The sequence below is a fragment of the Mesorhizobium silamurunense genome (genome assembly GCF_014843905.1).
Taxonomy (GTDB): Bacteria; Pseudomonadota; Alphaproteobacteria; order Rhizobiales; family Rhizobiaceae; genus Mesorhizobium; species Mesorhizobium silamurunense.
In genome coordinates, this window is record NZ_LPVS01000057.1 from 18,478 (window position 1) to 39,232 (window position 20,755).

Consider the following 20,755-nt stretch of genomic DNA (forward strand, 5'->3'; position numbering starts at 1 on the left):
ATTCCATGAATGCAGAGAATACCGACGCGCCGCGCGCGGTCATCGTCATCTCCAGCCATGTCGCCCGCGGCTCGGTCGGCAACCGCGCCGCGGTCTTTGCACTGGAGACGCTGGGCTTTCCGGTCTGGGCGGTGCCGACCGTCATCCTGCCCTGGCATCCTGGCCACAGCCGCGCTACGCGCATCGTGCCGCCGCTCGACCAGTTCAAGGCGCTGCTGGCCGATCTCGAGCGCGCGCCATGGCTGGGCGAGGTCAAGGCGGTGCTATCAGGCTATCTCGGCGAGGCCGGCCAGGCCGAGGCTGTCGCCTCGCTGGTCGCCGCCGTCAAGGCAAGGACCCCGAGTGCCCTCTATGTCTGCGACCCGGTGATGGGCGATGCGGGCGGGCTCTACGTACCGGAGCCGACGGCCGTCGCCCTGCGCGACAGGTTGATGCCGATCGCCGACATCGCCACGCCCAACTGCTATGAACTGGAATGGATGGCCGGCGCGCCGCTGCCGGACATCAAGTCGGTGACGGCGGCCGCCCTTCACGCCGGTCCCTCCACCATGCTGGTCACTTCGGCGCCGTCGATGCTGACGGGCGGCACCGGCAATTTCCTGCTCGACGGCAGCCAAGCACTGCTTGCCGAGCACCGTATGATCGAGAAGCCGCCGAACGGGCTGGGCGACCTGACGGCCGCCGTCTATCTCGCCCGCATCCTGTCCGGCCAGCCGCCGGCAAAGGCGCTGCAGTCGACCACGGCCGCCGTCTACGAGATCCTCGCCCGCACCGCCAAACGAGGCGGCGACGAGCTGCAGCTGGAAACCGACGCGCAGAGCCTGTCGCATCCGATGGCCATGGTGCAGCTGCGTCATCTCCTCCATCCCGGGCGGGACAAGCGGGCGTGACGCCAGGCGGTGCCGTTTTGGCCGGGGTCGACGGCTGCAAGGCCGGCTGGATCGCCGTCCATCGCAGGCAAGGTGCTTCGCCTTTGGTCTCGGTCTTCCCGACGTTCCAGGTGCTGCTCGACGCCTTGTCGGATGCCACGATCGCCGTCGATATGCCGATCGGCCTGCCGGATTTTTCACGAAAAGGCGGGCGCGGACCGGAAGCGCTGGTGCGGCCGCTGCTCGGCCAACGGCAATCCAGCGTCTTTGCCATCCCGTCGCGCGCCGCGCTCTATGCCGATACCGCCGACTTCACGACCATCGAGGCCTGGTATGCCGCGCATCGGCAGGCAAGCGAAGTGGCAATGGCGACCTCAAATCCGCCTCGTGGCGTTTCCATCCAGGCCTTCGGCATCTTTGCGAAAATCCGCGAGATCGATGCTCTGCTGATCGCGCGGCCGGATTTGCGCGACCGCATCTTCGAATCGCACCCGGAAGTCGCCTTCTCCCGGCTGAACGGCGGCATGGCGATGGCGCTGCCGAAGAAGATAAAGGGCGCCGTCAACCCGGCCGGCATGGAGGAGCGCAAGGCGCTGCTTTGCCGACACGGCTATGACAAGGGCTTTCTCGACCAGGCGCCGCCGAGGGGCGCCGCCAGCGACGACTTTCTCGACGCGGCGGCCATGTTGCTGATCGCCGGCCGCATCGCCTGCGGCGAGGCGCGGCCTTCGCCCGATCCGCCGCTGACCGACCGTTTCGGCATTCGGGTTGCCATCTGGGCCTAGCAGTGCCCGAGGCCCGCGATTGCGACGCAGCCATCCGCAATTCGGCATTGCCCGCGACCGGCTTTTGCCGTTAGAGCCTTTTCCGATCGCACCGAGCTGCCGTCTCCAACCCCGGAAAGGCTCCAGCCGCCCATGCCTCACCTCCCCGAGCACCTTCTTGCCGGCTATCGCAACTTCATGAGCGGCCGCTATCCCGCCGAAAGCGGCCGCTACCGCTCGCTGGCGCGCGAAGGCCAGGCCCCCGAGACCATGATTGTCGCCTGCTGCGATTCGCGGTCGGCCCCCGAGGCGATCTTCGATGCCGGGCCGGGCGAGCTTTTCGTGCTGCGCAATGTCGGCAATCTGGTGCCGCCCTATGCGCCGGACGGCGAGTACCATTCGACCTCAGCCGCGCTCGAATTCGCCGTGCAGAGCCTGAAGATCAAGAACATCGTGGTGATGGGCCATGGCCGCTGCGGCGGCATCCGCGCCGCGCTCGACACCAATTCCGCTCCGCTGTCGCCCGGCGACTTCATCGGCAAATGGATGAGCCTGATCGCGCCCGCCGCCGAGACCGTCTCGTCCAGCACCTTCATGACGGCGACCGAGCGCCAGACGGCGCTGGAGCGCATCTCGATCCGCTACTCGATCGCCAATCTCAGGACCTTCCCTTGCGTCTCGATCCTCGAAGGCAAGGGCCGGCTCACCCTGCACGGCGCCTGGTTCGACATCTCGACCGGCGAGCTCTGGGTCATGAACAAGGACACCGGCGATTTCGAGCGGCCGGAAATGGAGTGATGTAATGCACCGCCATTTCCGTCATGCCGTCTTTGTTGCCGTCGCGCTGCTATTCTCGGTCCTTGCCGCTCGCGCCGACGATAGCGCCGTCATCGAGCGGTGGTATTCAGCATTGCTTGCGGCCGACCGCACCGAATTGTCGGCCCTGCTTGCCGACGACGCGCGCATGACGCTCGAGGACCTTGGCATCGTCCAGAACAAGCAGGAATTCATCGACTCGATCGACCAGTGGCAGGACGCGGTCGCGGGTGCCGCGATCCGTCACCGCATCGAGAAGAGCGAGAACGGCGAGACCACGGTGCTCGCCTGCTACGACTTCCCCGAAAACGACACGCTGATGCGCGAGACCTTCACCGTCGTCGGCGGCCGTATCACCGCAAGCACCCAGACCGCGATCGCGCAGGACTGCAGCGCCTACTGATCCTGCTGTTGCGCGCCGCTCGGCATCGCCCTACATCCGAGGCAACCCGCCTCTATCCAGCCCACCGGAATTGCTCATGTCATCGTCAAAACCCGTCGACCTCGCCGCCCATCCGTTGACCCTTTGGCAAGGCCCGCTCGGCCTGCCGGATTTCTCGCGCATCGGCGACAATGATTTTGGTCCGGTCTTCGACGCGGCGCTGCAGGCGCATCAGGCCGAGATCGACGCCATCGCCGGCAACAGCGAAGCGCCTACGGTCGAAAACACGCTTGCCGCGCTGGAGCTCGCCGGCGAGCCGCTCGACCATGTCTCGTCGATCTTCTGGTGCCGCGCCGGCGCCCACACCAACGACACCATCCAGGCGATGGAACGTGAGGTTTCGCCGAAGATGTCGCGACATTTCTCGGCGATCTCGATGAACGAGAAGCTGTTTGCCCGCATCGACGACCTCTACCAGCGCCGCGACAGCCTGAACCTCGATCCCGAAACGCTGCGCGTCTTGGAAAAAACCTGGAAAGGCTTTGTCCGGTCCGGCGCAAAACTGGACGCCGATGGCAAGAAGCGGCTAGCCGCCATCAACGAGGAACTGTCCTCGCTCGGTACCAAATTCGGCCAGAACGTGCTGGCCGATGAGCGCGACTGGGCGCTGTTCCTCGACGAGGCCGACCTCGTCGGCTTGCCGGATTTCTTGAAGAGCGCGATGGCCGAGGCCGCCGAGATACGCGGCCAGAAGGGCCGCTATGCCGTCACGCTGTCGCGCTCGATCTACGAGCCGTTCTCGACTTTCTCAGAGCGCCGCGACCTGCGCGAGATCGCCTTCCGCGCCTTCATCATGCGCGGTCAGAATGGCGGCGTCACCGACAACACCGACGTTGTGCGGGGCATGCTGAAGCTGCGCGCCGAGAAAGCGAAGCTGCTTGGGTATGAATCCTTCGCTGCGCTTAAGCTCGACGATACGATGGCGAAGACGCCGAAGGCCGTGCACGACCTGCTCGACCCGGTCTGGGAAAAGGCGCTGGAGAAGGCAGCAAGCGACCAGAAGGAACTGGAGCGGCTGGCGGCGGAAGCCGGCAGCAACGAGAAATTCGCGGCCTGGGACTGGCGCTTCTACCAGGAGAAGCTGCGCGCCGAGAAATTCGCCTTCGACGAGGCCGAGCTGAAGCCGTACCTGCAGCTCGAGCGCGTCATCGAAGCCTGTTTTGATGTCGCCACAAAATTGTTCGGCATCACTTTCGAGGAGAAGAAGGGCATCGCCGCCTGGCATCCCGACGCGCGCGTCTTCGTGGTCTGGAACGCCGACGGTAGCGAGCGCGGCCTGTTCCTCGCCGACTATTTCGCACGGCCGTCAAAGCGCTCGGGCGCCTGGATGAGCGCGCTGAAGTCCGGCTACAAGCTCGGCGACGGCGCGAAGCCCGTCATCTACAACATCATGAACTTCGCCAAGCCGCCGGCCGGCGAGGCTGCGCTTCTCTCGGTCGACGAAGCGAAGACGCTGTTCCACGAGTTCGGCCATGCGCTGCACGGCATGCTGACCGACGTCACCTGGCCTTCGGTCGCCGGCACCTCGGTCAGCCGCGATTTCGTCGAGTTGCCCTCGCAGCTCTACGAGCACTGGCTGACGGTGTCGGCGGTGCTGGAAAAGCATGCGCTGCACGTCAAGACCGGCAAACCGATGCCGAAGGACCTGCTCGACAAGATGCTCGCCGCCCGCACCTTCGGCGCCGGCTTCGCCACCGTCGAGTTCACGGCGTCGGCGCTGATCGACATGGCCTACCACGCTCGCCCTGACGCACCGGGCGAGCCGCTTCGATACGAGGCCGAAACGCTCGAAAAGCTCGATATGCCCGACACCATTGCGATGCGCCACCGCACCCCGCATTTCGGCCATGTCTTCGCCGGCGACGGCTACTCAGCCGGCTACTATTCCTACATGTGGTCGGAAGTGCTGGACGCCGACGCCTTCGCGGCATTCGAGGAGACGGGCGACCCCTTCAATCCGGAACTCGCCGAGCGGCTGAGGAAGAACATCTACGCCGCCGGCGGCTCGAAAGACCCGGAAGAGCTCTACACTGCGTTTCGCGGCAAGATGCCCTCGCCCGAGGCGATGATGGTGAAGCGCGGGCTGGTGTAGCGCCGGGTAATCTCCCCCTCAAGGGGGGAGATATCAGTTCCACGGATCCTTCACCCGTGGCCAGATCGGCCGGTTCAGCTTTTTGTAGTCCGTTTTCGCCGGGTTGCTCGGATACGAGCTCGGCGCCGCGACGTAGATGATCTCGGCGGCGATCGGCGCGAAGCCGGCGTAGAAATGGTTGGTCGATTTGATCAGCAGGATGTCCTTGCCCAGCGGATCGACGCCGATGTTGGAAAAAATATCCGGCTCGAAGGTCTGCGTGCGGTTGGTGTTGAGGATGACGTCGACCTCGGTGCCTTCGATACGCACCACCGCCGCCGGCCCTAGCGTCACCCGGCTCGGCCCGAAACTCTGCCAGCCTTCGCTGACCGTCTTCAGCACCGTGACGCGCGCGTCGATCGGCTCACCGGCCTGCGGTCCGGCCTTGCCGCCGAAGCGCAGGTCGATCGCCGCGCCCGCGCCGGCCGCATGGCAGAAGGTCACCGCGACCGGATCCCAGATCGTCGCGACGCCAACCTTGTCCACGCCGCGCTTAAGCAGCTCGCGCAGCACGATGGTGCCGTCGCCCGGCACACCGCCGCCGGGATTGTCCCAGATATCGGCGATCACCACCGGCTTGTCCTGGCGCTCGACGCGCACGGCCAATGCCCGCTCTATGCCGGCGGAGGCGGAGAGCATCGTCATCGCGGTCTTTTCGCGCAAGGCATAGAGCTCGCGCCCCAGCTTCTCCGCCAGCGCGTCGCCCTTTTCCTTGTCGTTGTCGGTGATGACCAGGATGCGCGCGCCCATCTCCGGCACGTCGGCGGCCATGAAGCCGTGGATGACCGAGACCGACAGCACTCCATCCTTGCCATGCAGCGCTTTGATCTTGTCGACAAACGAACGCATCGGCTCGCGGCTTGTCGGCAGCACCTGGATCATGCGGCAGTCGAAGGTCGAGATGACCGGCTTGATCTCGCCGCGCGCCGCGGCAAGGCCGAGGTCGACGACATGCGCGCCGCGCTCGTAGAAATCGGTGTGCGGGAATTCGAGGAAATAGGCCATGATGTCGGAGGCCGCCACGCGCTTCGGCGTCAGATGGCTGTGCGGATCGAATTCCGAAGCGATCACCACTTTCGGCCCGACGATGTTCCGCACGCGCTCGAGCAGATCGCCTTCGCAATCGTCATAGCCTTGCGCCACCATGGCGCCATGCAGGCCGAGGATCACCGCATCGACCGGCAGGGCGGCCTTGAGCTGATCGAGGATCTCGTCGCGCAGCGCCTCATAGGTTTGCCGCTGCACGATCCCGCCGGGCTCCGCCCAGGTGGCGGTGCCTTCTATGACGGTCAGACCTTCCTTGGCCGCGCGCCGGCGCAGCGCCACGATCGGCGAGGAGCACAGCGTCGGCGTCTCCGGATGCTTGCCCGGCCCGGCATAGAAGGCCATCTCGAACGAGGCCCGGTCGGTCGGCACCGGCGAGAAGGTGTTGGTTTCCGTCGCCAGCGAGGCGGTGAAGACGCGCATGAACGCTCCGTGCGGTAGATGCTACTTGACGGCCCCGAGCGCCAGCCCGCGGACGAGGTAGCGCTGCAGCCAGATGAAGAGGATCGCCACCGGCAAGGTCGCCAGCAGCGTGGCCGCCATGACATGGTGCCACTCGATCGTATAGCGGCCGGCGACCAGCGAGAAAACCTGGATCGGCAGCGTGTAGCTTTCCTGGCTGCGCAGCATGGTGAGCGCCACCACGAACTCGTTCCAGGCGTTGATGAAGGTGAAGATCGCCGTCACCGCGATGGCCGGCAGGCAGAGCGGCAGGAACACTTTTCGCAAGGTCAGCCAGCGGCCGGCGCCTTCCATCCAGGCCGCCTCCTCGAGATCGCGCGGGATCGTGTCGAAATAGCTCTGCAGCATCCAGACGGTGAAGGCGACGTTGAAGGCCATGTAGATGAAGCCGAGCGCCGTGGTTGATTCGACCAGCCCCCAGGCTGCCATCAGCCGGAACAGGCCGAGCACCAGCACGATCGGCGAGATCATCTGCGAGATCAGAAGGAACTGGCGGAAGGCGCCATAACCGGCAAAGCGGAAGCGCGACATGGCATAGGCCGCCGGCACCGAGATCAGGATGGCGCCGACGGTGGCGAGCGCCGAGACATAGAGCGAGTTGAAAAGCGCCTGGCCGAAGCCGGTCGCCACCCACATGTCGGCAAAATTCGACCAGCGGAATTCGCTCGGCCACCAGGTTGGCGTGAGCACCTCGGTCCGCGGTTTGACGGCGGTGAGGAACATCACCGCGAAGGGGAAGATCGTCACCACGATCAGCGGCAGAAGCAGCAACCAGGCGATGATCGAGCGTCTCAGCTTGCCGTTCCTCATGCGCGTTGCTCCCGCATGGCGAGGCGCACATAGATCATGGTGAAGATGAGCAGGATGACGAACATCACCAGCGACACCGCGGACGCCTCGCCCAATTTGCCGATGCGGAAGGCGAGCTTGTAGAGATGCGTCACCAATATGTCGGTGGAGTTCGCCGGCCCGCCCTGCGTCATCACCCAGATGATCGGGAAGGAGTTGAAGACGTAGATCGTGTTGAGCACGATCGCGATGTTGATGAAGGGCTTCAGCAACGGAAAGGTGATCTCGCGGAATTGCTGGAATGCCGTTGCGCCCTCGAGTGCGGCGGCCTCATAAAGGTCGTCGGGGATCGAGGACAGGCCGCCGAGGAAGATCGTGGTGGTGAACGGCACCGTCACCAGTATGCCGATCAGCACCTGCATCGGGAAGGCGGTCTCGGCGCTCGCCAGCCACTGTATGTTCTGGCTGATGATGCCGAGCTTCATCAGCGCCGAATTCAGCATGCCGCTTTCGCCGTTGAGCGCCCAGCGCCAGACCACCGCCGTCATGGTGAGCGACACGGCCCAGGGCAGCATGATGATGACGCGCGCAATTCCGCGGCCGTAGAAGTCGGTATTGAGGATGATTGCCACAGGGATCGACAACAGCAGCGCGCCGCCGACCACGAGCACGGTCCATAGGCCGGTGCGCCATAGCGCGGCGACAAAATCGGGATCGGCGGCGAGCGCGGCGAAATTGGCCAGGCCGCTGAAGTCGCGCAGCTGGCCAAAGCGATTCACGTTATGCGTCGATATCTGAACGAGGTCCCAGACCGGCCAGAAGATCACCACCGCTGCCAAGAGCAGACTGGGGAGCGTCAGCAGATAGGGCAGGATACGGCTTTGCATCGGCTGGCTGGCACCGCGTTGCGGATAGATATCGGTGGCAGTGGCATTGGAGCTCAAGGCACGTCCCCGCATTTGAATTCCTCGCCGGCGTTCGCGCCGCCCCTCACCTGCCTGCCGGCATGCTCTCCCCGTATAGTGACGGGGAGAGGAGCGCTCTCATCAATGTTTTCGCCAATCTCCAACGTGGCAAGTAACGGCGGCGGGGTTGCGGCCGACACCTTTCTCCCCGTCACTATACGGGGAGAAATGCCCGGCAGGGCAATGAGGGGCGGCACCGACATCGATGATCTGTCCCTGAACCGATTGCCCTATGTTCTTCCGCAAATTCGACGGAAAACCGCGCGGGATTTTTCTGAATTTGCTCCGTGACCGGAATAGGTGTGGCGCGCCCCGACGGGGTGGGGCGCGCCACGGGCGCAGGGAGTGACGCCCTATTTCTTCAGCACGCCGTTGGCCTTGTCCGCCGCCTCCTTCAGCGCGGCTTCGGGCTCGGCGCTGCCGAGATAGATCTTCTGCATGGCGTCCGAGGTGATCTGGGCGATCTCTTCCCAGCCCGGGATGACCGGCGCGAAGCGGGCGTCGGGCAACAGCGCGGTGAAGGCGGCGAGGTCGGCGTTGTTGACGTAATAGTCCATCTTCGCCTCTTCCTTGTTCACCGGCAGGAAGCCTTCGCCCTGCGTGAACTTGGCGCGCTGCTCCTTGGTGAACAGGAAGTCGAGCAGCTTCCAGGCCTCGTCCTTGTTCTTGGAGTTCTTGAACATGATGATGGAGTCGGTGACGCCATAGGTGCCGCGCGCGCCGGTCGGACCGGCAGGAATGGCGGCGACGCCGTATTTCAGCTTCGGCGCTTCTTCCTTGATCTGGTTGGACAGGAACGGCGCGGTGATCATCATGCCGACCTTGCCCTGCTTGAACAGATTCTGCACGTCCTCGCGATTGTTGGAGGTCACACCTGGCTCCGTCAGGCCCTCGTCGATCATCGACTTGTAGAGCTTGGCGGCCTCGAGCGCGCCCGGCGTGCTCAAACCGGACGTGCCGTCCTTGTTGAGGATCTCGGTGCCCTGCGACCACATCGCATAGTAGTAATAGACGTCGGTCTCGATCTCCTTGCCCTGCAGGCCGAAACCGAAGGCGCCGACCGCCTTGATCTTGCGCGCATCTTCCTGCAACTCGGTCCAGGTTGCCGGCGGCTTGGCGATGCCTGCCTTCTCGAACAGCTCCTTGTTGTAGTACATGGCGCGCGCCGAGGCGGCGATCGGCAGGCCGTAGGTGTGGCCATTCATGATCGAGGGCTGCAGGAAGGTGTCGATGAAGCGGTCCTTGAATTCGGGCTTGATATAGCTGTCGAGCGGCTCGGCGACGTCCTGCTGCACGAAGTCGATCAGCCAGCGCGTGCCGATGATCGAAAGGTCCGCATTGGTGCCCGCGGTGATGTCGGTGGTGAGTTTTTGCAGCAGCACATCCCACGGCACGACCTCGTACTTGATCGTGATGCCGGGATTGGCCGCCTCGAACTCCTTCTTCACCTCTTCGAAATAGGGGCCTGTCTTGGCGCTGTATTCGGCGACGGTGACGCGCACCTCGCCGGCGTCGGCCGGCGCTGACAGCGCCAGCATGCTCATTCCGGCCAACAGGCCGACCGTCCATTTCGCAAGGCTCATCTGATTTCCTCCCATGATGCGCATTCGCGCCTGGCCCGGTAGGGCACAGGATTTATGTTACTTTCCTACATTATCGATGGTTTTCAGCGATGCAAGCAGTTTATCATGTTGCTTAATTACATTTCGTTGAGTAGCGTTCTGTCACTATCTGACGTGGTCGAGGAGCGCGTATCGTGGTGTCAAAGGCCGATTTCGAGGGTAAGACCGTTGTCGTCACCGGCGCCGGCGGCGGCCTCGGCTCGGCGATCGTGGCGCTGATGGCCGAGCGTGGCGCGCGCATCGTCGGCTGCGACCAGTCGGCCGAGGCGTTGGCCAGCCCGCATATCGCCTCGCGCCACGTCTTCAACCTGCTCGACCGCGCCTCGATCGAAGCGGCGATCCCAGCTTTGCTCGACAAGGACGGCGTCCCCGACATCCTGATCAACAATGCCGGCTGGACGCGCGCCGAGACGCTGAAAGCGCTGACGGCGGACAGGATCGAACAGGAACTCGACCTTAATCTTACCGGCGTGATGAATTTCGCCGATCCGCTCGTCAAGGCGATGGCCGGGCGCGGTTCGGGCAGCGTCGTCTTCATCTCCTCGGTCAACGCCATCGCGCATTTCGGCAATCCGGCCTATGCCGCCGCCAAAGCCGGCATCAATGCCTATGCCAAATCGATTGCCGTCGAGCTTGGCCGCAGCGGCGTGCGCGCCAACGTCGTCTGCCCGGGGTCGATCCGCACCGCCGCCTGGGACCATCGCCTGGCCAAGGATCCCGAGATCCTCGGCCGGCTGAAGCGGCTCTATCCGCTCGGCCGCATCGTCAACGCATCGGAAGTGGCTGAGGCCGTGGCTTTCCTTGCCTCCGACCGGGCTTCCGGCATAACTGGCGCGGTGGTGCCGGTGGACGCCGGACTGACGGCCGGCTACCTGCCTTTCATCGACGACATATTGGGAGCGTGACCATGACCGATGTCCTGTTTCGCAACCTGTCGAAATCCTTCGGCCAGCACAAAATTCTCGAGGACATCAACCTCGAGATCAAAAGCGGCGAGTTCGTCGTGCTGGTCGGTCCGTCCGGCTGCGGCAAGTCGACCCTGCTGCGCATGCTGGCCGGGCTGGAGACGATCACCTCCGGCGACCTCGTGATCGGCGGCTTGCGAGCCAACGACCTGCCGCCGCAGAAGCGCAACATCGCCATGGTGTTCCAATCCTACGCGCTGTTCCCGCACCTGAAGGCCGCGGACAATATCGGCTTCGGCCCGAAGATACGCGGCGAGACGCGCGCCGCGATCGAGGACAAGGTGAAGAAGGCTTCCGGCGTCCTCAACCTCTTCTCCTATCTCGACCGCTACCCCAGGCAATTGTCGGGCGGCCAGCGCCAACGCGTCGCCATGGGCCGCGCCATCGTGCGCGAGCCTTCGGTATTCCTCTTCGACGAACCGCTCTCCAACCTCGACGCGCAATTGCGCGTGCAGATGCGCACCGAGATCAAGGCGCTGCACCAGCGGCTAAAATCGACCATCGTCTACGTCACCCACGACCAGATCGAGGCCATGACCATGGCCGACCGCATCGTGGTGATGGACCGCGGCCGCATCCAGCAGGTCGGGCAGCCGCTGGAGCTCTACGACAGGCCGGCCAACAAGTTCGTCGCCGCCTTCATCGGCTCGCCCTCGATGAGCTTTGTTTCCGGCGCGCTGAAGACTGCCGACAGCAAATCCTGGTTCGAGACCAAAGGCGGCGGCCGGCTGGCGCTTGCCAAGGCTGCTTCCGGCAGCGACACCGTGGAGGCCGGCATCCGCCCCGAGCATTTCGTCATCGGCGCCGCCGAGGACGCGATCGCGATCGATGTCGACGTCGTCGAGCCGACCGGCTCGGAAACGCATGTCTATGGCTCGGTCGGCGACGACACCGTGCGCGCCGTGTTCCGCGACCGGCTGCAGGTCAAGCCGGGGGACAGGCTGCCGGTGAGCGTCGACCCGCGCAATATCCACCTCTTCGACAAGGCGACGGGCCTGCCGCTGTGAAGACGAGACGATTTTGAAGACAACAAGATGAAGACGCCGGCCGACATCATCACCCGCCTGCAATTGATGTCGCAGGACGGCACCAAGTCGGACCGTCGGCTGGCGGGCTTGGTACTTTCCGACCTCGACTTCGCCTCCAAGGCCGCGATCTCGGAGATCGCCGCGCGCGTCGGCGTCAGCGAGCCGACGGTCACCCGCTTCTGCCGCAATCTCGGCTGCGAGGGCCTGCGCGATTTCAAATTCTACCTGGCGCAGGCGATCGCCATCGGCGGCCAGTATCTGTCGCCGGAACCGCTCAGCCGCGACGCGCGCGAGCAGCGCATTGTGTCGGCCATCACCGAAGCGGCGATCGCCGCCATCCAGCGCGCCAGCGAGAACCTCGACATGACGACGCTGATGGCTGTGGCTGCCCGCATCGCCGGTTCCGGCAACGTGCTTTGCATCGGCTCCGGCGGCATTTCCTCGATGATGGCGACCGAGATGCAGAACCGGCTGTTCCGGCTGGGCCTCTCGGCGCTCGCCCAAGTCGACGGCCAGCTGCAGCGCATGTATGCTGCGGTCGCAACACCGGAGACGACGGTGGTCGCCTTCTCGGTGTCGGGCTATGCGCGTTCGGTCATCGAGGCCGTCGAGGTCGCCCAGCAATATGGCGCGGCGACCGTCGCCATCACCGCCCCGGATTCCGCACTGGCCAAGGTCGCCGACACGGTCATCCTGTTGCAGTCTTTCGAGGACGGCAACATCTACAAGCCGACGTCGTCGCGCTACGCGCTGCTCGCCATCCTCGACATGATCGCCACCACGGTGGCGGAATCGCGCGGCCCGAAAGTGCTGGAGAACCTGCGCCGCATCAAGCAGAGTGTGAACACGCTGAAGGTCGACGATCCAAAGCTGCCGCTGGGCGATTGAAGAACCAGTGCCGAAGCTGCCAATCTCCCCCTTGTGGGGAAGATGTCCGGTAGGACAGAGGGGGGCGCTGTCCCGCCTGCGTCTCAAATTTCGGATGACCCGGAAAGCGCCTCAACGCTTTTCACCAGCTTAGCCGCATCGCCCAGTATCCGCACCGTCTTCAGCCGCGCAGTCCCCCCGGCAACCACCGAAACGGCCGACCCCGGCACACCGAGCGCCTTGGCCACCAGCCGCTCCAGCGCCCCGTTGGCCGCGCCCTTCTCCGGCACCGCACGCACGCGGGCCTTGAGGTGGCTGCGTCCGTCGGCGGTCGCTTCAACGCCGTCGATCCGGTCCAGCGCCGCCTTCGGCGTCAGCCGCACGTAAAGTTCGATGCCGTCATCGCGCGCACGGAACGGCGTGCTCATCAGGCCCAGTTCAAGCGACCCACGACCAGACAGTGGTGATCAAAAACTGCCGGATGAAGAAAATGATCAGGAGAAGAATGATCGGCGAGACGTCGATGCCGCCGAGATCGGGCATGAAACGGCGAATTGGCCTGAGCGCCGGCTCGGTCAGCCGGTAGAGCATGTTGGCAATGGTGTCGACGAACTGATTGCGCGAGTTGACGACATTGAAGGCATAAAGCCAGGAAAAGATCGCCGAGGCGATGATGATCCACCAGTAGATATCAAGCGCCATGACGATGGTTTGAATAAGGGCGATCATGCCGGTCTCCGAATTGTCGCCGACATGTAGCCATTGCACGCGGAACCGGCAAGGCCCGCCGGCCACGGGCCATCGATGCCAGGCAGCCGTTTCGCCTTGACATCAAACCGCCGCGACCGATACAAGCCCATCCGCTGGAACGGGGCTGTAGCTCAGCTGGGAGAGCGCATCGTTCGCAATGATGAGGTCAGGGGTTCGATCCCCCTCAGCTCCACCAGCCAGCTTCTGCAAGCCGCCGCCGTGACCCTTGCCCGCCGCCCCGAACCCAGAGCATCCCAACAGCCGCTGCATCTAGGTCGGCCCTGAAACTAGCTTTTGTTTTCTACCGCACGAGGTTCGGTCGCTGGCAGCGCCATCCCTCCAGCCCCGACTTTCGGTCGAAACTCTTCGGCGGCAAGAGGTCCTGAATAGTGATCTCGCCGGACCGAATGGCGGAGGTTGCCGCGGCCCTGAAGGTCCGAACAGAACCGTCATGAATTTTCGCTGAACGGACCCTTCAGCCTCCGTTCCGGGCCACTCTCCTACAAGGGGCCGTTCAACCCGCGGTCCCTGCCGCATCGAAGGAGAAGTCCATGACCCACACGTCAATCATCGCCGCAGCCTTTGCCGCCGCGGTCGGCTTCACCGCTGTCGCGCCCGCCATGGCCAACGACGTCAACATCGATCAATATGGCTGGCGCAATTCCGCCGGCGGCGCCCAGCACGGCTACCGTAACCGCATACACGTCTACCAGGATGGCCGCTTCAACTCCGCGATCGGCCAGCAATATGGTCATCGCAACCGGTCGGTGATCGGGCAGCAGGGCGTCGACAACTACGGCGCGACCTATCAGTACGGCAGCCGGAATGCCGCGGGCATTGCCCAGTTCGGCTCGAACCATACTGCGATCCTGACACAGGACGGCAACGGCAACATCGCCGCCGGCGTCCAGGTCGGACACGGATGCAATGCCGACGTCAGCCAGGGCGGCAGCGGCAACGTCGCCGCCTTCGTCCAGGACTGCCCCTGAACCGGAGCAAGCAAGAAGATAAAGCGGCCGGCAACGGTGTTGCCGGCCACCATTCCCAATTGTGAGGAGATGACCCATGACCAGACGGGACAAGCAAACAGCAGTGCTGTCGGCCGCGCTGCTGGCTGTGATCGCCGGCGGCGCAGCCGGCGCGACGGCCGGCAAGGATGGCTCGATCTCCGGGCCGCTGCGATGCGAGATTCGAGATACGATTGAAGGAGACGCCATCCTGCTGGAGCCCCTAGTTTACGCTGACAAGAGCATCAGCGGCACTTACGTGGTCAGCGTCTCCGGAGGCGGCGCGTCCGGTTCCGCCAACATTCGGCAGGCCGGCGCCTTCGAAGCCCATCCGGGCAATCCCTCGTCACTCGGCCGGATGAGTGTCGGGGCGAGTGGCGCCGCCTACGACGTCAAGCTGAAAGTGACCGCGGGCGGCACGAGCGTCAGCTGCGTCAAGCAGGTGCCCGGCGCGACCTGAGCGCCGGCTCTCTCGGTCCGCCGATCGAAAGGAGGGCTCCGGGCAACCGGAGCCCTTCGCCGTTTCCGCCAGGGCATGAGCAGTTCCTGGAAAGTGAGCGGCGGTTCTTCATCCGAAATTGCGTGAGAACGGAGACTTGGAGCGTCGGCGGTTTTGTCGAAGGCCGGAACCGCTCCGGCTCTTGAACGGCTCCTGAACGCATCCTTGCGCCAGGGTTCAGCTTTGCCGTGCGACTGTTCCTCATCAACGGTCGAACCCGCAAGGAGACGTCAAATGAACCGCCGGATCACAAAGCTCGTCAACGCCGCCGCGCTCGCCGCGGCCATCGGCCTGCCCCTGGTTGCCGCTCCGGCAGAGGCGGGCGGTTCGATCGGGTTCTACTACTCGCCCCGGACGGCCCGCGATGCGCGGGCGCTGGATCTCGGCCTGCGCGCCTATTCGGTCTACAACGGACTGCGCAGCGGCGCCCATATCAGCCAGCTCGGGCGGAACAACCGTGCCGGCATAGGTCAGGACGGGGCCGGCAATCTTGGCATCATTCGACAGGAAGGCAGCAGACACTCCGCCACCCTGCGGCAGGACGGCAACGACAATTCCTACGGCATTTTCCAGTTCGGCAGAAACACCGACGCCAGCGTCGCGCAGACCGGTGACGGCCAGAGCGGAGCGGCTCTGCTGTTCGGCTGGTAGGCGAGAACGCGCCGAGTTGCGGATGCGTGGACGACTGTCCGGCCACGCGGCCGCCGCCGATGGTCGTTACAGCCCGCGAACCCCCGCGGCGCGCCACTCAGCAATTTGGAGACGGCCTCAATCGTCCCAATCATCATCCCAATTGTCTTCATCCTGCGGCGGATAATTGGGAATGACCCGGATAATCGTCCGAGGACGCTGGTAGCGCCAGTCATACTCGTCCGGCCGCTGCGGCTCATAGGTGCGGTAGATTTGCCGGTAGTGGTGCTTGGGCTTCCAGTGATAGCGCTTCTTGTGCGGGCGCACGCAGTAGCCGTCCTCGGTCAGGTAGGCGCATGTCACATGCGCCTCTTGAACCAGGCTGTCCCTGTCCGGCACCGCGATCATCGGCGCAGCCTGCACCGCAGCCATCGGTGCCAGCATGGCGCCAGCAAGGGCAAGAACAGACAATTTCATCGACCTCTCCTTTGTCTCCGGGTTAGGGCCGGAAAAGCCTCCGGATTGGGGACGATTTGGGGCGGCGGGCGATCACTTTTGTTTCTCGCAGCACATATGAGCGTTAGATCATGTTGCCACTGGCACCCTGTGTCCTGGGCGCCGGACCGATCGAAGTCACTCGCACGCGGATATTTCCAGGTCACGAATTGGAAACGAGAAGCCGTCTTCCGTGTCATTCCCACGAAACAGGCGGGATGCATTTGTCGACGTCCCGCCGCCGACATGTCCGCCATCTCAATGGAGGAAGTGCCAATGTCAGTGGTCGCAATCCTGCTCCATCTCAGCCGCGCCATCATCCATGCGCACAACAATGCCAAGGTGAGAAACCTGATGGATGCCCCGCCGCCCGAAATCCGCAGAGACATGGGCCGGCAGGTTTCGCCCGGCGCCTCCGAAAAGGAGCCCGGCGCCATTCATCCCGGTGGACGCTGACAAGAGCTGAATCTTGAGTCGCCCGACCACCATGGACGCGCAGCGTGACCGACCTGATCCCGCTCACCTGGAGACGGCCGTCGCTTTGCGACTACGCTGGCGCGCATAAGTCACGCACGCATCCACCGTGCTGACGCAGAGCGCATCGATGCTGTTCGGCAAATTGTTGTCGCCGGCATAGGTGACTTCCGCGACATGGCCGCCGACCATGCGGACCTGCGTGTTGCAATAGCCGCCGGGCGCGACGTTGACGGACCCTCCAACCGCGGGTATCGCGCCCACGGCCATCGTCGGCACCGCGATGCTGAGATTGCCGCGCTGCACGGTGCGCTGATAGGTGCAGATCTGGCCGGAAGGTCCCGCATCGGCCGTCGCGGTCGGAAAGCCGGCGCACATGCGAACATCGGCCTCGCTGAGACCGACCATCTCCTTGCGGGCGGCGGCCGTGGTGGCATCCTCTTTCGCGACCCGCGACGTATCGTCGGGAATGACGCAGGACGACAGGATGGAGATGCCTGCCGCAACAAAGGCAAGTTTTCGAATGCGCGAAGATGTCATGCCGTCGGTCGGAGTTGCGTGCCGCCCCAGCGCCTCTTGCCTACCTAGGCAAGAGGACAAGGGCGTCAAGCCGAGGAAGTCCGTGAATTCCGGTCGAAGGCGAGAACGCCTTCCGCTGCATGCGCTCACGCCACCCGGAAATAGCTCGTCATGCCGGTCTTCTGGTGCTCGATGATATGGCAGTGCAGCAGCCAGTCGCCCGGGTTGTCGGCGACGAAGCCGAGCTGAACTTTCTCGTCCGGCTGGATGAGATAGGTGTCGGAGATAGGCGGCTGTACCTGGCGCGTCGAGGAAGAAAGCACCTTGAAACTCATGCCGTGCAGGTGGATCGGGTGCGAATGCGGCGTGAGGTTTTCCATGTCGATGACATAGCTCTGGCCGAGTTTCAGTTCGGCAAGGGGCGCGGTCGGATCCGGCGTGTCACCCGGCCACGGGACCTTGTTGATCGCCCAAAAACTGTAGCCGAGCGAACCGCAGATGCCGTCGCCGGGCACGTTTTCGGCAGTGGCGCTCAGCGCCAGCGCGATGTGCTTGGCGCTGCCGGGGTCCGCTTCTGCCACCGGGTTGGCTTCGAGCGGCCGGAGATCGCGAAGATCGCGCTTGAGCGATTTGCCGACGGCGCGCAGCGTCGCCAGGACTTTCGGCTTGGTGCCACGGACGTCGCGCAGGCTGACGATGGCACCTTCTTCGTCGGGCATGCGGATGGCAAGCTCCAGCCGCTGACCGGGTCCGAGCTGCAAGGCGTCGGGCGCGAAGCGCTGCGGCACCGGGTTGCCGTCGAGCGCGATAACCGCCGCCGCCGCGCCGTCGACGCGGAAGGCGTAGATGCGAGTGACGTCGGTGATGGCGGCCCGCAGCCGCACCAGGCCGCCGGCTGGCGCGTCATATTGCGGCTGGTCGAGCCAGTTGGCGGTGCGCACCGTTCCATAAGTGCCGGTTTTCGCCGCATCGCGCGGCCGGAACTGCTCGATGAACTGGCCGTCGTCGCCGAGGCGCCAGTCGCGCAGATTGATCACCACTTCGGAATCGAAAGCCGGATCGTTCGGATTCTCCACCACGATGACGCCGGTCAGCCCGTGACCCATCTGCTCAAGCGTGTTGCAATGCGGGTGGTACCAGAACGTGCCGGCATCGGGCGGCGTGAAGGCGTAGTCGAAATGGTCGCCCTGATAGACATAGGGCTGCACCAGGAACGGCACGCCGTCCATCTTGTTCGGAACGCGGATGCCGTGCCAGTGGATCGTGGTCGGATCGTCGATGCCGTTGACCAGCCGCGCGGCGAACGGCTCGCCTTTGCGCATCCTGACGACCGGCGGCGGGCCGGCCTCGCCATAGGTGAGCACGTTCCTGGTCGGGCCGGCCTCCGCCAGCTTTGCCTCGATGCCGGCGGTTTTCAGGACAAGCGGCTCAGGCTTCGCCGCCGCCCAGCCGGCGAACTTGCCAGCGGCAGAGAGACCGATACCGGCCGCGCCGGCGGCCGCGGTTGCTGTCAGAAATTTACGCCGCGTGAATACCGTCATCTGGCTTTCCATTGGGCAGGGTTCTCGGAACCAATTCCAGGACCAAGCTGAACCGTTCAGCCGCCTATCACCATCCGCCTCCGAGGCCTAGTCCCGCAGGCTGAACGCGAACGGCGCCGTGCGGGTGACGCGGGCGCCGAGCTCAGCCGGCGGCACCGGCACCGACGCGCCCTGCAGCGCGCCGAGCGCCGCGCGGTCGAGATCGGCATCGCCTGACGACCGCGCCAGCCTGGCCGAGACTACCCGGCCCGAGGCATCTACGGTGAACGTCACGTTGGGGCTCCCTTCGGCCTTTCTCGAGCGCGCCGCGCTCGGATAGCGCGTGTGGCGCCTGATCCATGCCGCCAGGCTGGCATTCCACCGCGATGGGCTGACGCTGGATCGCGGCGCCGCGTCGGAGGATTGCGGCGCCGCAGCTTTCGTGCCGGCCTTGGCGTCGATGCTGGCCGTCGTCACCGCCTTGGGCGGCGCCGGCTTTTCCTTCTTCGGCCGCTGTTTCGGTTTTTCAACCGGCTTCTTCTCTGCCTTTGTCTTCGCCTCGACGGGTTTGCTTGCCTTGATTTCCGTCTCGACCGGCTTCGGCTGCGGCAGCGGAATGACCACGTCGGGCGCGATTGCTTCGACAGGGTCGGGAACGGCCTCTTCCAGCGGCGGCCGCTCGCTCAGCGCCGCCACGGTCGGCTCCGCCGGTTCGGCCTGTTCGGTCTTATCGCCGTCGACGGGCTGTTCGGTAACCGGTTCGGCTTCTTTCACGACCGGCTGCGGCGCCGGGTCGGTCGTCGGATTCACTTCGCTGACCGTCGGCGTCTCCTCGATTGCATCGGGCGGGTCCGGCGTGACCGCGTCGAGTGTCGCCACCTCTTCAGGCACGGCAGGTGCCATCACAAGCGGTGCCATTTCGACCGCCAGCGCCTGCGGCGGACCGCCGTCCGGCACCTCGGCGAAGCTGAGTTTCTGCACCGCATAGGCGACCGCGACATGCGCGGCGAAAATGACTGCGGCCGCGCTTGTCCATAGACCGGCTTCACGGAAGCCGAAACGTGGATGAGAGATCGCGGACATGGCGGCGGCCGTCATTGGCTCGTGCTCCCGGCCGTCGCCGGCGCGGCGCCTCCACTGGCGGCCGGAGCTCCGCCCGCCCGGGCCGCGCCCCCGATACCGGACGCCGTCTCCAGCCCGACCAGCGCGACCTTGAGGTAGTCGGCGGCGCGCAGCAGATTCATCACCTCCATCAGCTCGCCATAGCCGACATTTCTGTCGGCGCGCAGGAAGATGCGTGTCTGCTTGTCGCCCTTGGTCCTGGCGTCGAGCACCGCGGCAAAGATGGGGCGTGGCACGCTGTCATTGCCGATTGCCAGCGTGAGATCGCTTTTCAGCGTGAGAAAGAGCGGCGTCTCCGGACGCGGCGCCGGCGTGGCCGTCGACCCTGGCAGCTCGACATTGACGTCGACGGTCGCCAGCGGTGCGGCGACCATGAAGATGATCAGAAGCACCAGGATGACGTCGATGAACGGCGTGACGTTGATCTCGTGGCTTTCCTCGAGATCGTCGCCGGCCGTTTCACGAATCCGCGCCGCCATAGCCGCTCACTCCGCCGCCATCGCGGTTGCCGACGGCACCGTGCGGAAATCGAGGTCGCGGCTGACCAGCCGCTCGACGCCGGCGGACGCGTCGGCCAGGGTCTGCCTGTAGCCGGCTATGGACCTCGCGAAGACGTTGTAGATGACCACCGCCGGAATGGCCGCCACCAGGCCCATCGCCGTGGCGAGCAGCGCTTCGGCGATGCCGGGCGCCACCACCGCCAGATTGGTGGTCTGCGCCTGCGAGATGCCGATGAAGGCGTTCATGATGCCCCAGACGGTGCCGAACAGGCCGACGAAGGGTGCCGTCGAGCCGATGGTTGCCAGCAGGCCCGTGCCGCGCGACATGCGCCGGGACGCTGCCGCCTCGATGCGCGAGAGCCTGGAGGTGACGCGCTCCTTCAGGCCGTCCCCCGAGGCATGGTCGAGCGCGCCCGCCGAAAGCGCCCGCTCTTCCTCCGCCGCGCGCACCAGCAGCGCGCCCGGGCCGCCGCCA

General features: G+C 64.8%; 25 protein-coding genes and 1 tRNA gene. 14 read left to right on the forward strand and 12 right to left on the reverse strand.

Going from position 1 to position 20,755, the window contains the following annotated elements; genetic code table 11:
* Positions 1–5: 5 nt before the first annotated feature.
* The 5 genes from pdxY to AU465_RS16495 all read left to right on the forward strand — a co-directional run bounded on the left by pdxY (position 6) and on the right by AU465_RS16495 (position 4,983).
* Positions 6–890: a pyridoxal kinase PdxY gene (pdxY, locus tag AU465_RS16475; RefSeq protein WP_192249661.1), complete on the forward strand. Its 885-nt coding sequence runs from the start codon at positions 6–8 to the stop codon at positions 888–890.
* A complete protein-coding gene (locus tag AU465_RS16480) occupies positions 887–1,654 on the forward strand; it encodes a DUF429 domain-containing protein (protein ID WP_192249664.1) in 768 nt (255 codons plus the stop codon). Before pdxY ends, AU465_RS16480 begins: the two co-directional genes overlap by 4 nt.
* A gap of 132 nt (positions 1,655–1,786) precedes the next feature.
* Positions 1,787–2,431, forward strand: coding sequence for a carbonic anhydrase (locus AU465_RS16485; protein ID WP_192249667.1), 645 nt, complete (start codon positions 1,787–1,789; stop codon positions 2,429–2,431).
* Positions 2,432–2,435: 4 nt separating this feature from the next.
* Positions 2,436–2,852: a nuclear transport factor 2 family protein gene (locus AU465_RS16490; protein WP_192249670.1), complete on the forward strand. Its 417-nt coding sequence runs from the start codon at positions 2,436–2,438 to the stop codon at positions 2,850–2,852.
* Between the two features lie 76 nt (positions 2,853–2,928).
* Complete coding sequence (locus AU465_RS16495) at positions 2,929–4,983, forward strand: M3 family metallopeptidase (RefSeq protein ID WP_192249673.1); 2,055 nt, start codon at positions 2,929–2,931, stop codon at positions 4,981–4,983.
* Positions 4,984–5,016: 33 nt separating this feature from the next.
* Here AU465_RS16495 and AU465_RS16500 read toward each other — a convergent pair whose 3' ends face one another.
* From AU465_RS16500 to AU465_RS16510, 3 genes are read right to left on the reverse strand one after another with little or no spacing between them, the layout of a single operon-like run.
* Positions 5,017–6,489: a M81 family metallopeptidase gene (locus AU465_RS16500; RefSeq protein WP_192249676.1), complete on the reverse strand. Its 1,473-nt coding sequence runs from the start codon at positions 6,487–6,489 to the stop codon at positions 5,017–5,019.
* A gap of 21 nt (positions 6,490–6,510) precedes the next feature.
* Positions 6,511–7,338, reverse strand: coding sequence for a carbohydrate ABC transporter permease (locus AU465_RS16505; protein WP_192249678.1), 828 nt, complete (start codon positions 7,336–7,338; stop codon positions 6,511–6,513).
* The gene (locus AU465_RS16510) at positions 7,335–8,204 is read right to left on the reverse strand and encodes a carbohydrate ABC transporter permease (RefSeq protein WP_192249729.1); all 870 of its coding nucleotides are present in this window, start codon (positions 8,202–8,204) and stop codon (positions 7,335–7,337) included. Before AU465_RS16510 ends, AU465_RS16505 begins: the two co-directional genes overlap by 4 nt.
* Positions 8,205–8,366: 162 nt before the next feature.
* On the opposite strand from AU465_RS16510, the gene AU465_RS16515 reads away from it, so the two are divergent.
* The gene (locus AU465_RS16515; protein WP_192249730.1) at positions 8,367–8,573 is read left to right on the forward strand and encodes a hypothetical protein; all 207 of its coding nucleotides are present in this window, start codon (positions 8,367–8,369) and stop codon (positions 8,571–8,573) included.
* Positions 8,574–8,635: 62 nt separating this feature from the next.
* Here AU465_RS16515 and AU465_RS16520 read toward each other — a convergent pair whose 3' ends face one another.
* Positions 8,636–9,865 carry an ABC transporter substrate-binding protein gene (locus AU465_RS16520; protein ID WP_192249682.1) on the reverse strand — a complete coding sequence of 410 codons (1,230 nt, stop codon included), beginning with the start codon at positions 9,863–9,865 and terminating at the stop codon, positions 8,636–8,638.
* A 173-nt stretch (positions 9,866–10,038) separates the two neighbouring features.
* Here AU465_RS16520 and AU465_RS16525 point away from each other — a divergent pair, with 173 nt between their 5' ends.
* Genes AU465_RS16525 through AU465_RS16535 form a run of 3 tightly spaced genes read left to right on the forward strand, consistent with a single transcriptional unit; the run spans position 10,039 to position 12,785 of the window.
* Complete coding sequence (locus AU465_RS16525) at positions 10,039–10,809, forward strand: SDR family NAD(P)-dependent oxidoreductase (RefSeq protein ID WP_192249686.1); 771 nt, start codon at positions 10,039–10,041, stop codon at positions 10,807–10,809.
* A 2-nt stretch (positions 10,810–10,811) separates the two neighbouring features.
* Positions 10,812–11,876 carry an ABC transporter ATP-binding protein gene (locus AU465_RS16530; protein ID WP_192249689.1) on the forward strand — a complete coding sequence of 355 codons (1,065 nt, stop codon included), beginning with the start codon at positions 10,812–10,814 and terminating at the stop codon, positions 11,874–11,876.
* 27 nt (positions 11,877–11,903) lie between these two features.
* Positions 11,904–12,785 (forward strand): MurR/RpiR family transcriptional regulator, encoded by an 882-nt coding sequence (locus tag AU465_RS16535; protein ID WP_192249691.1) that lies wholly within the window; start codon positions 11,904–11,906, stop codon positions 12,783–12,785.
* An 83-nt stretch (positions 12,786–12,868) separates the two neighbouring features.
* On the opposite strand, the gene AU465_RS16540 is transcribed toward AU465_RS16535, so the two are convergent.
* Together AU465_RS16540 and AU465_RS16545 are read right to left on the reverse strand one after the other, a co-directional pair.
* Positions 12,869–13,192, reverse strand: coding sequence for a DUF167 family protein (locus tag AU465_RS16540; protein ID WP_192249695.1), 324 nt, complete (start codon positions 13,190–13,192; stop codon positions 12,869–12,871).
* A 10-nt stretch (positions 13,193–13,202) separates the two neighbouring features.
* Positions 13,203–13,493, reverse strand: coding sequence for a YggT family protein (locus AU465_RS16545; protein ID WP_192249700.1), 291 nt, complete (start codon positions 13,491–13,493; stop codon positions 13,203–13,205).
* A gap of 141 nt (positions 13,494–13,634) precedes the next feature.
* On the opposite strand from AU465_RS16545, the gene AU465_RS16550 reads away from it, so the two are divergent.
* The 4 genes from AU465_RS16550 to AU465_RS16565 all read left to right on the forward strand — a co-directional run bounded on the left by AU465_RS16550 (position 13,635) and on the right by AU465_RS16565 (position 15,671).
* Positions 13,635–13,710 (forward strand) — tRNA-Ala (locus AU465_RS16550).
* 355 nt (positions 13,711–14,065) lie between these two features.
* Positions 14,066–14,503, forward strand: a complete 438-nt coding sequence (locus tag AU465_RS16555) for a curlin (RefSeq protein ID WP_192249703.1) — start codon at positions 14,066–14,068, stop codon at positions 14,501–14,503.
* Positions 14,504–14,579: 76 nt separating this feature from the next.
* Positions 14,580–14,981, forward strand: coding sequence for a curli-like amyloid fiber formation chaperone CsgH (csgH, locus tag AU465_RS16560; protein WP_192249706.1), 402 nt, complete (start codon positions 14,580–14,582; stop codon positions 14,979–14,981).
* Between the two features lie 273 nt (positions 14,982–15,254).
* Positions 15,255–15,671: a curlin gene (locus AU465_RS16565; RefSeq protein ID WP_192249709.1), complete on the forward strand. Its 417-nt coding sequence runs from the start codon at positions 15,255–15,257 to the stop codon at positions 15,669–15,671.
* 117 nt (positions 15,672–15,788) lie between these two features.
* Here the strand turns inward: AU465_RS16565 and AU465_RS16570 are convergent, their stop codons facing one another.
* Positions 15,789–16,127 carry a hypothetical protein gene (locus tag AU465_RS16570; protein ID WP_192249712.1) on the reverse strand — a complete coding sequence of 113 codons (339 nt, stop codon included), beginning with the start codon at positions 16,125–16,127 and terminating at the stop codon, positions 15,789–15,791.
* Positions 16,128–16,421: 294 nt separating this feature from the next.
* On the opposite strand from AU465_RS16570, the gene AU465_RS16575 reads away from it, so the two are divergent.
* Positions 16,422–16,601 (forward strand): hypothetical protein, encoded by a 180-nt coding sequence (locus AU465_RS16575; RefSeq protein ID WP_192249715.1) that lies wholly within the window; start codon positions 16,422–16,424, stop codon positions 16,599–16,601.
* Between the two features lie 63 nt (positions 16,602–16,664).
* Here AU465_RS16575 and AU465_RS16580 read toward each other — a convergent pair whose 3' ends face one another.
* From AU465_RS16580 to exbB, 5 genes are all read right to left on the reverse strand, one after another.
* On the reverse strand, positions 16,665–17,159 hold the full coding sequence (locus AU465_RS16580; RefSeq protein ID WP_192249717.1) for a hypothetical protein: 495 nt from the start codon (positions 17,157–17,159) through the stop codon (positions 16,665–16,667).
* 125 nt (positions 17,160–17,284) lie between these two features.
* Complete coding sequence (locus tag AU465_RS16585; protein ID WP_192249721.1) at positions 17,285–18,679, reverse strand: multicopper oxidase family protein; 1,395 nt, start codon at positions 18,677–18,679, stop codon at positions 17,285–17,287.
* A gap of 87 nt (positions 18,680–18,766) precedes the next feature.
* Positions 18,767–19,756: a TonB family protein gene (locus AU465_RS16590; protein WP_192249722.1), complete on the reverse strand. Its 990-nt coding sequence runs from the start codon at positions 19,754–19,756 to the stop codon at positions 18,767–18,769.
* A complete protein-coding gene (exbD, locus tag AU465_RS16595) occupies positions 19,753–20,259 on the reverse strand; it encodes a TonB system transport protein ExbD (protein ID WP_192249723.1) in 507 nt (168 codons plus the stop codon). Before exbD ends, AU465_RS16590 begins: the two co-directional genes overlap by 4 nt.
* Positions 20,260–20,265: 6 nt before the next feature.
* The coding region (gene exbB / locus AU465_RS16600) for a tonB-system energizer ExbB (protein ID WP_192249728.1) at positions 20,266–20,755 on the reverse strand (490 nt) is incomplete at its 5' end.

Coding starts and splice junctions, on each gene's coding strand:
- AU465_RS16535 (WP_192249691.1), top strand. CDS start 11,904: ATGAAGACGCCGGCCGACATCATCACCCGCCTGCAATTGATGTCGCAG.
- AU465_RS16555 (WP_192249703.1), top strand. CDS start 14,066: ATGACCCACACGTCAATCATCGCCGCAGCCTTTGCCGCCGCGGTCGGC.
- AU465_RS16500 (WP_192249676.1), bottom strand. CDS start 6,489: ATGCGCGTCTTCACCGCCTCGCTGGCGACGGAAACCAACACCTTCTCG.
- AU465_RS16490 (WP_192249670.1), top strand. CDS start 2,436: ATGCACCGCCATTTCCGTCATGCCGTCTTTGTTGCCGTCGCGCTGCTA.
- pdxY (WP_192249661.1), top strand. CDS start 6: ATGAATGCAGAGAATACCGACGCGCCGCGCGCGGTCATCGTCATCTCC.
- AU465_RS16570 (WP_192249712.1), bottom strand. CDS start 16,127: ATGAAATTGTCTGTTCTTGCCCTTGCTGGCGCCATGCTGGCACCGATG.
- AU465_RS16510 (WP_192249729.1), bottom strand. CDS start 8,204: ATGCAAAGCCGTATCCTGCCCTATCTGCTGACGCTCCCCAGTCTGCTC.
- exbD (WP_192249723.1), bottom strand. CDS start 20,259: ATGGCGGCGCGGATTCGTGAAACGGCCGGCGACGATCTCGAGGAAAGC.
- AU465_RS16545 (WP_192249700.1), bottom strand. CDS start 13,493: ATGATCGCCCTTATTCAAACCATCGTCATGGCGCTTGATATCTACTGG.
- AU465_RS16530 (WP_192249689.1), top strand. CDS start 10,812: ATGACCGATGTCCTGTTTCGCAACCTGTCGAAATCCTTCGGCCAGCAC.
- AU465_RS16590 (WP_192249722.1), bottom strand. CDS start 19,756: ATGACGGCCGCCGCCATGTCCGCGATCTCTCATCCACGTTTCGGCTTC.
- csgH (WP_192249706.1), top strand. CDS start 14,580: ATGACCAGACGGGACAAGCAAACAGCAGTGCTGTCGGCCGCGCTGCTG.
- AU465_RS16540 (WP_192249695.1), bottom strand. CDS start 13,192: ATGAGCACGCCGTTCCGTGCGCGCGATGACGGCATCGAACTTTACGTG.
- AU465_RS16575 (WP_192249715.1), top strand. CDS start 16,422: ATGTCAGTGGTCGCAATCCTGCTCCATCTCAGCCGCGCCATCATCCAT.
- AU465_RS16580 (WP_192249717.1), bottom strand. CDS start 17,159: ATGACATCTTCGCGCATTCGAAAACTTGCCTTTGTTGCGGCAGGCATC.
- AU465_RS16505 (WP_192249678.1), bottom strand. CDS start 7,338: ATGAGGAACGGCAAGCTGAGACGCTCGATCATCGCCTGGTTGCTGCTT.
- AU465_RS16515 (WP_192249730.1), top strand. CDS start 8,367: ATGTTTTCGCCAATCTCCAACGTGGCAAGTAACGGCGGCGGGGTTGCG.
- AU465_RS16565 (WP_192249709.1), top strand. CDS start 15,255: ATGAACCGCCGGATCACAAAGCTCGTCAACGCCGCCGCGCTCGCCGCG.
- AU465_RS16520 (WP_192249682.1), bottom strand. CDS start 9,865: ATGAGCCTTGCGAAATGGACGGTCGGCCTGTTGGCCGGAATGAGCATG.
- AU465_RS16495 (WP_192249673.1), top strand. CDS start 2,929: ATGTCATCGTCAAAACCCGTCGACCTCGCCGCCCATCCGTTGACCCTT.
- AU465_RS16485 (WP_192249667.1), top strand. CDS start 1,787: ATGCCTCACCTCCCCGAGCACCTTCTTGCCGGCTATCGCAACTTCATG.
- AU465_RS16585 (WP_192249721.1), bottom strand. CDS start 18,679: ATGACGGTATTCACGCGGCGTAAATTTCTGACAGCAACCGCGGCCGCC.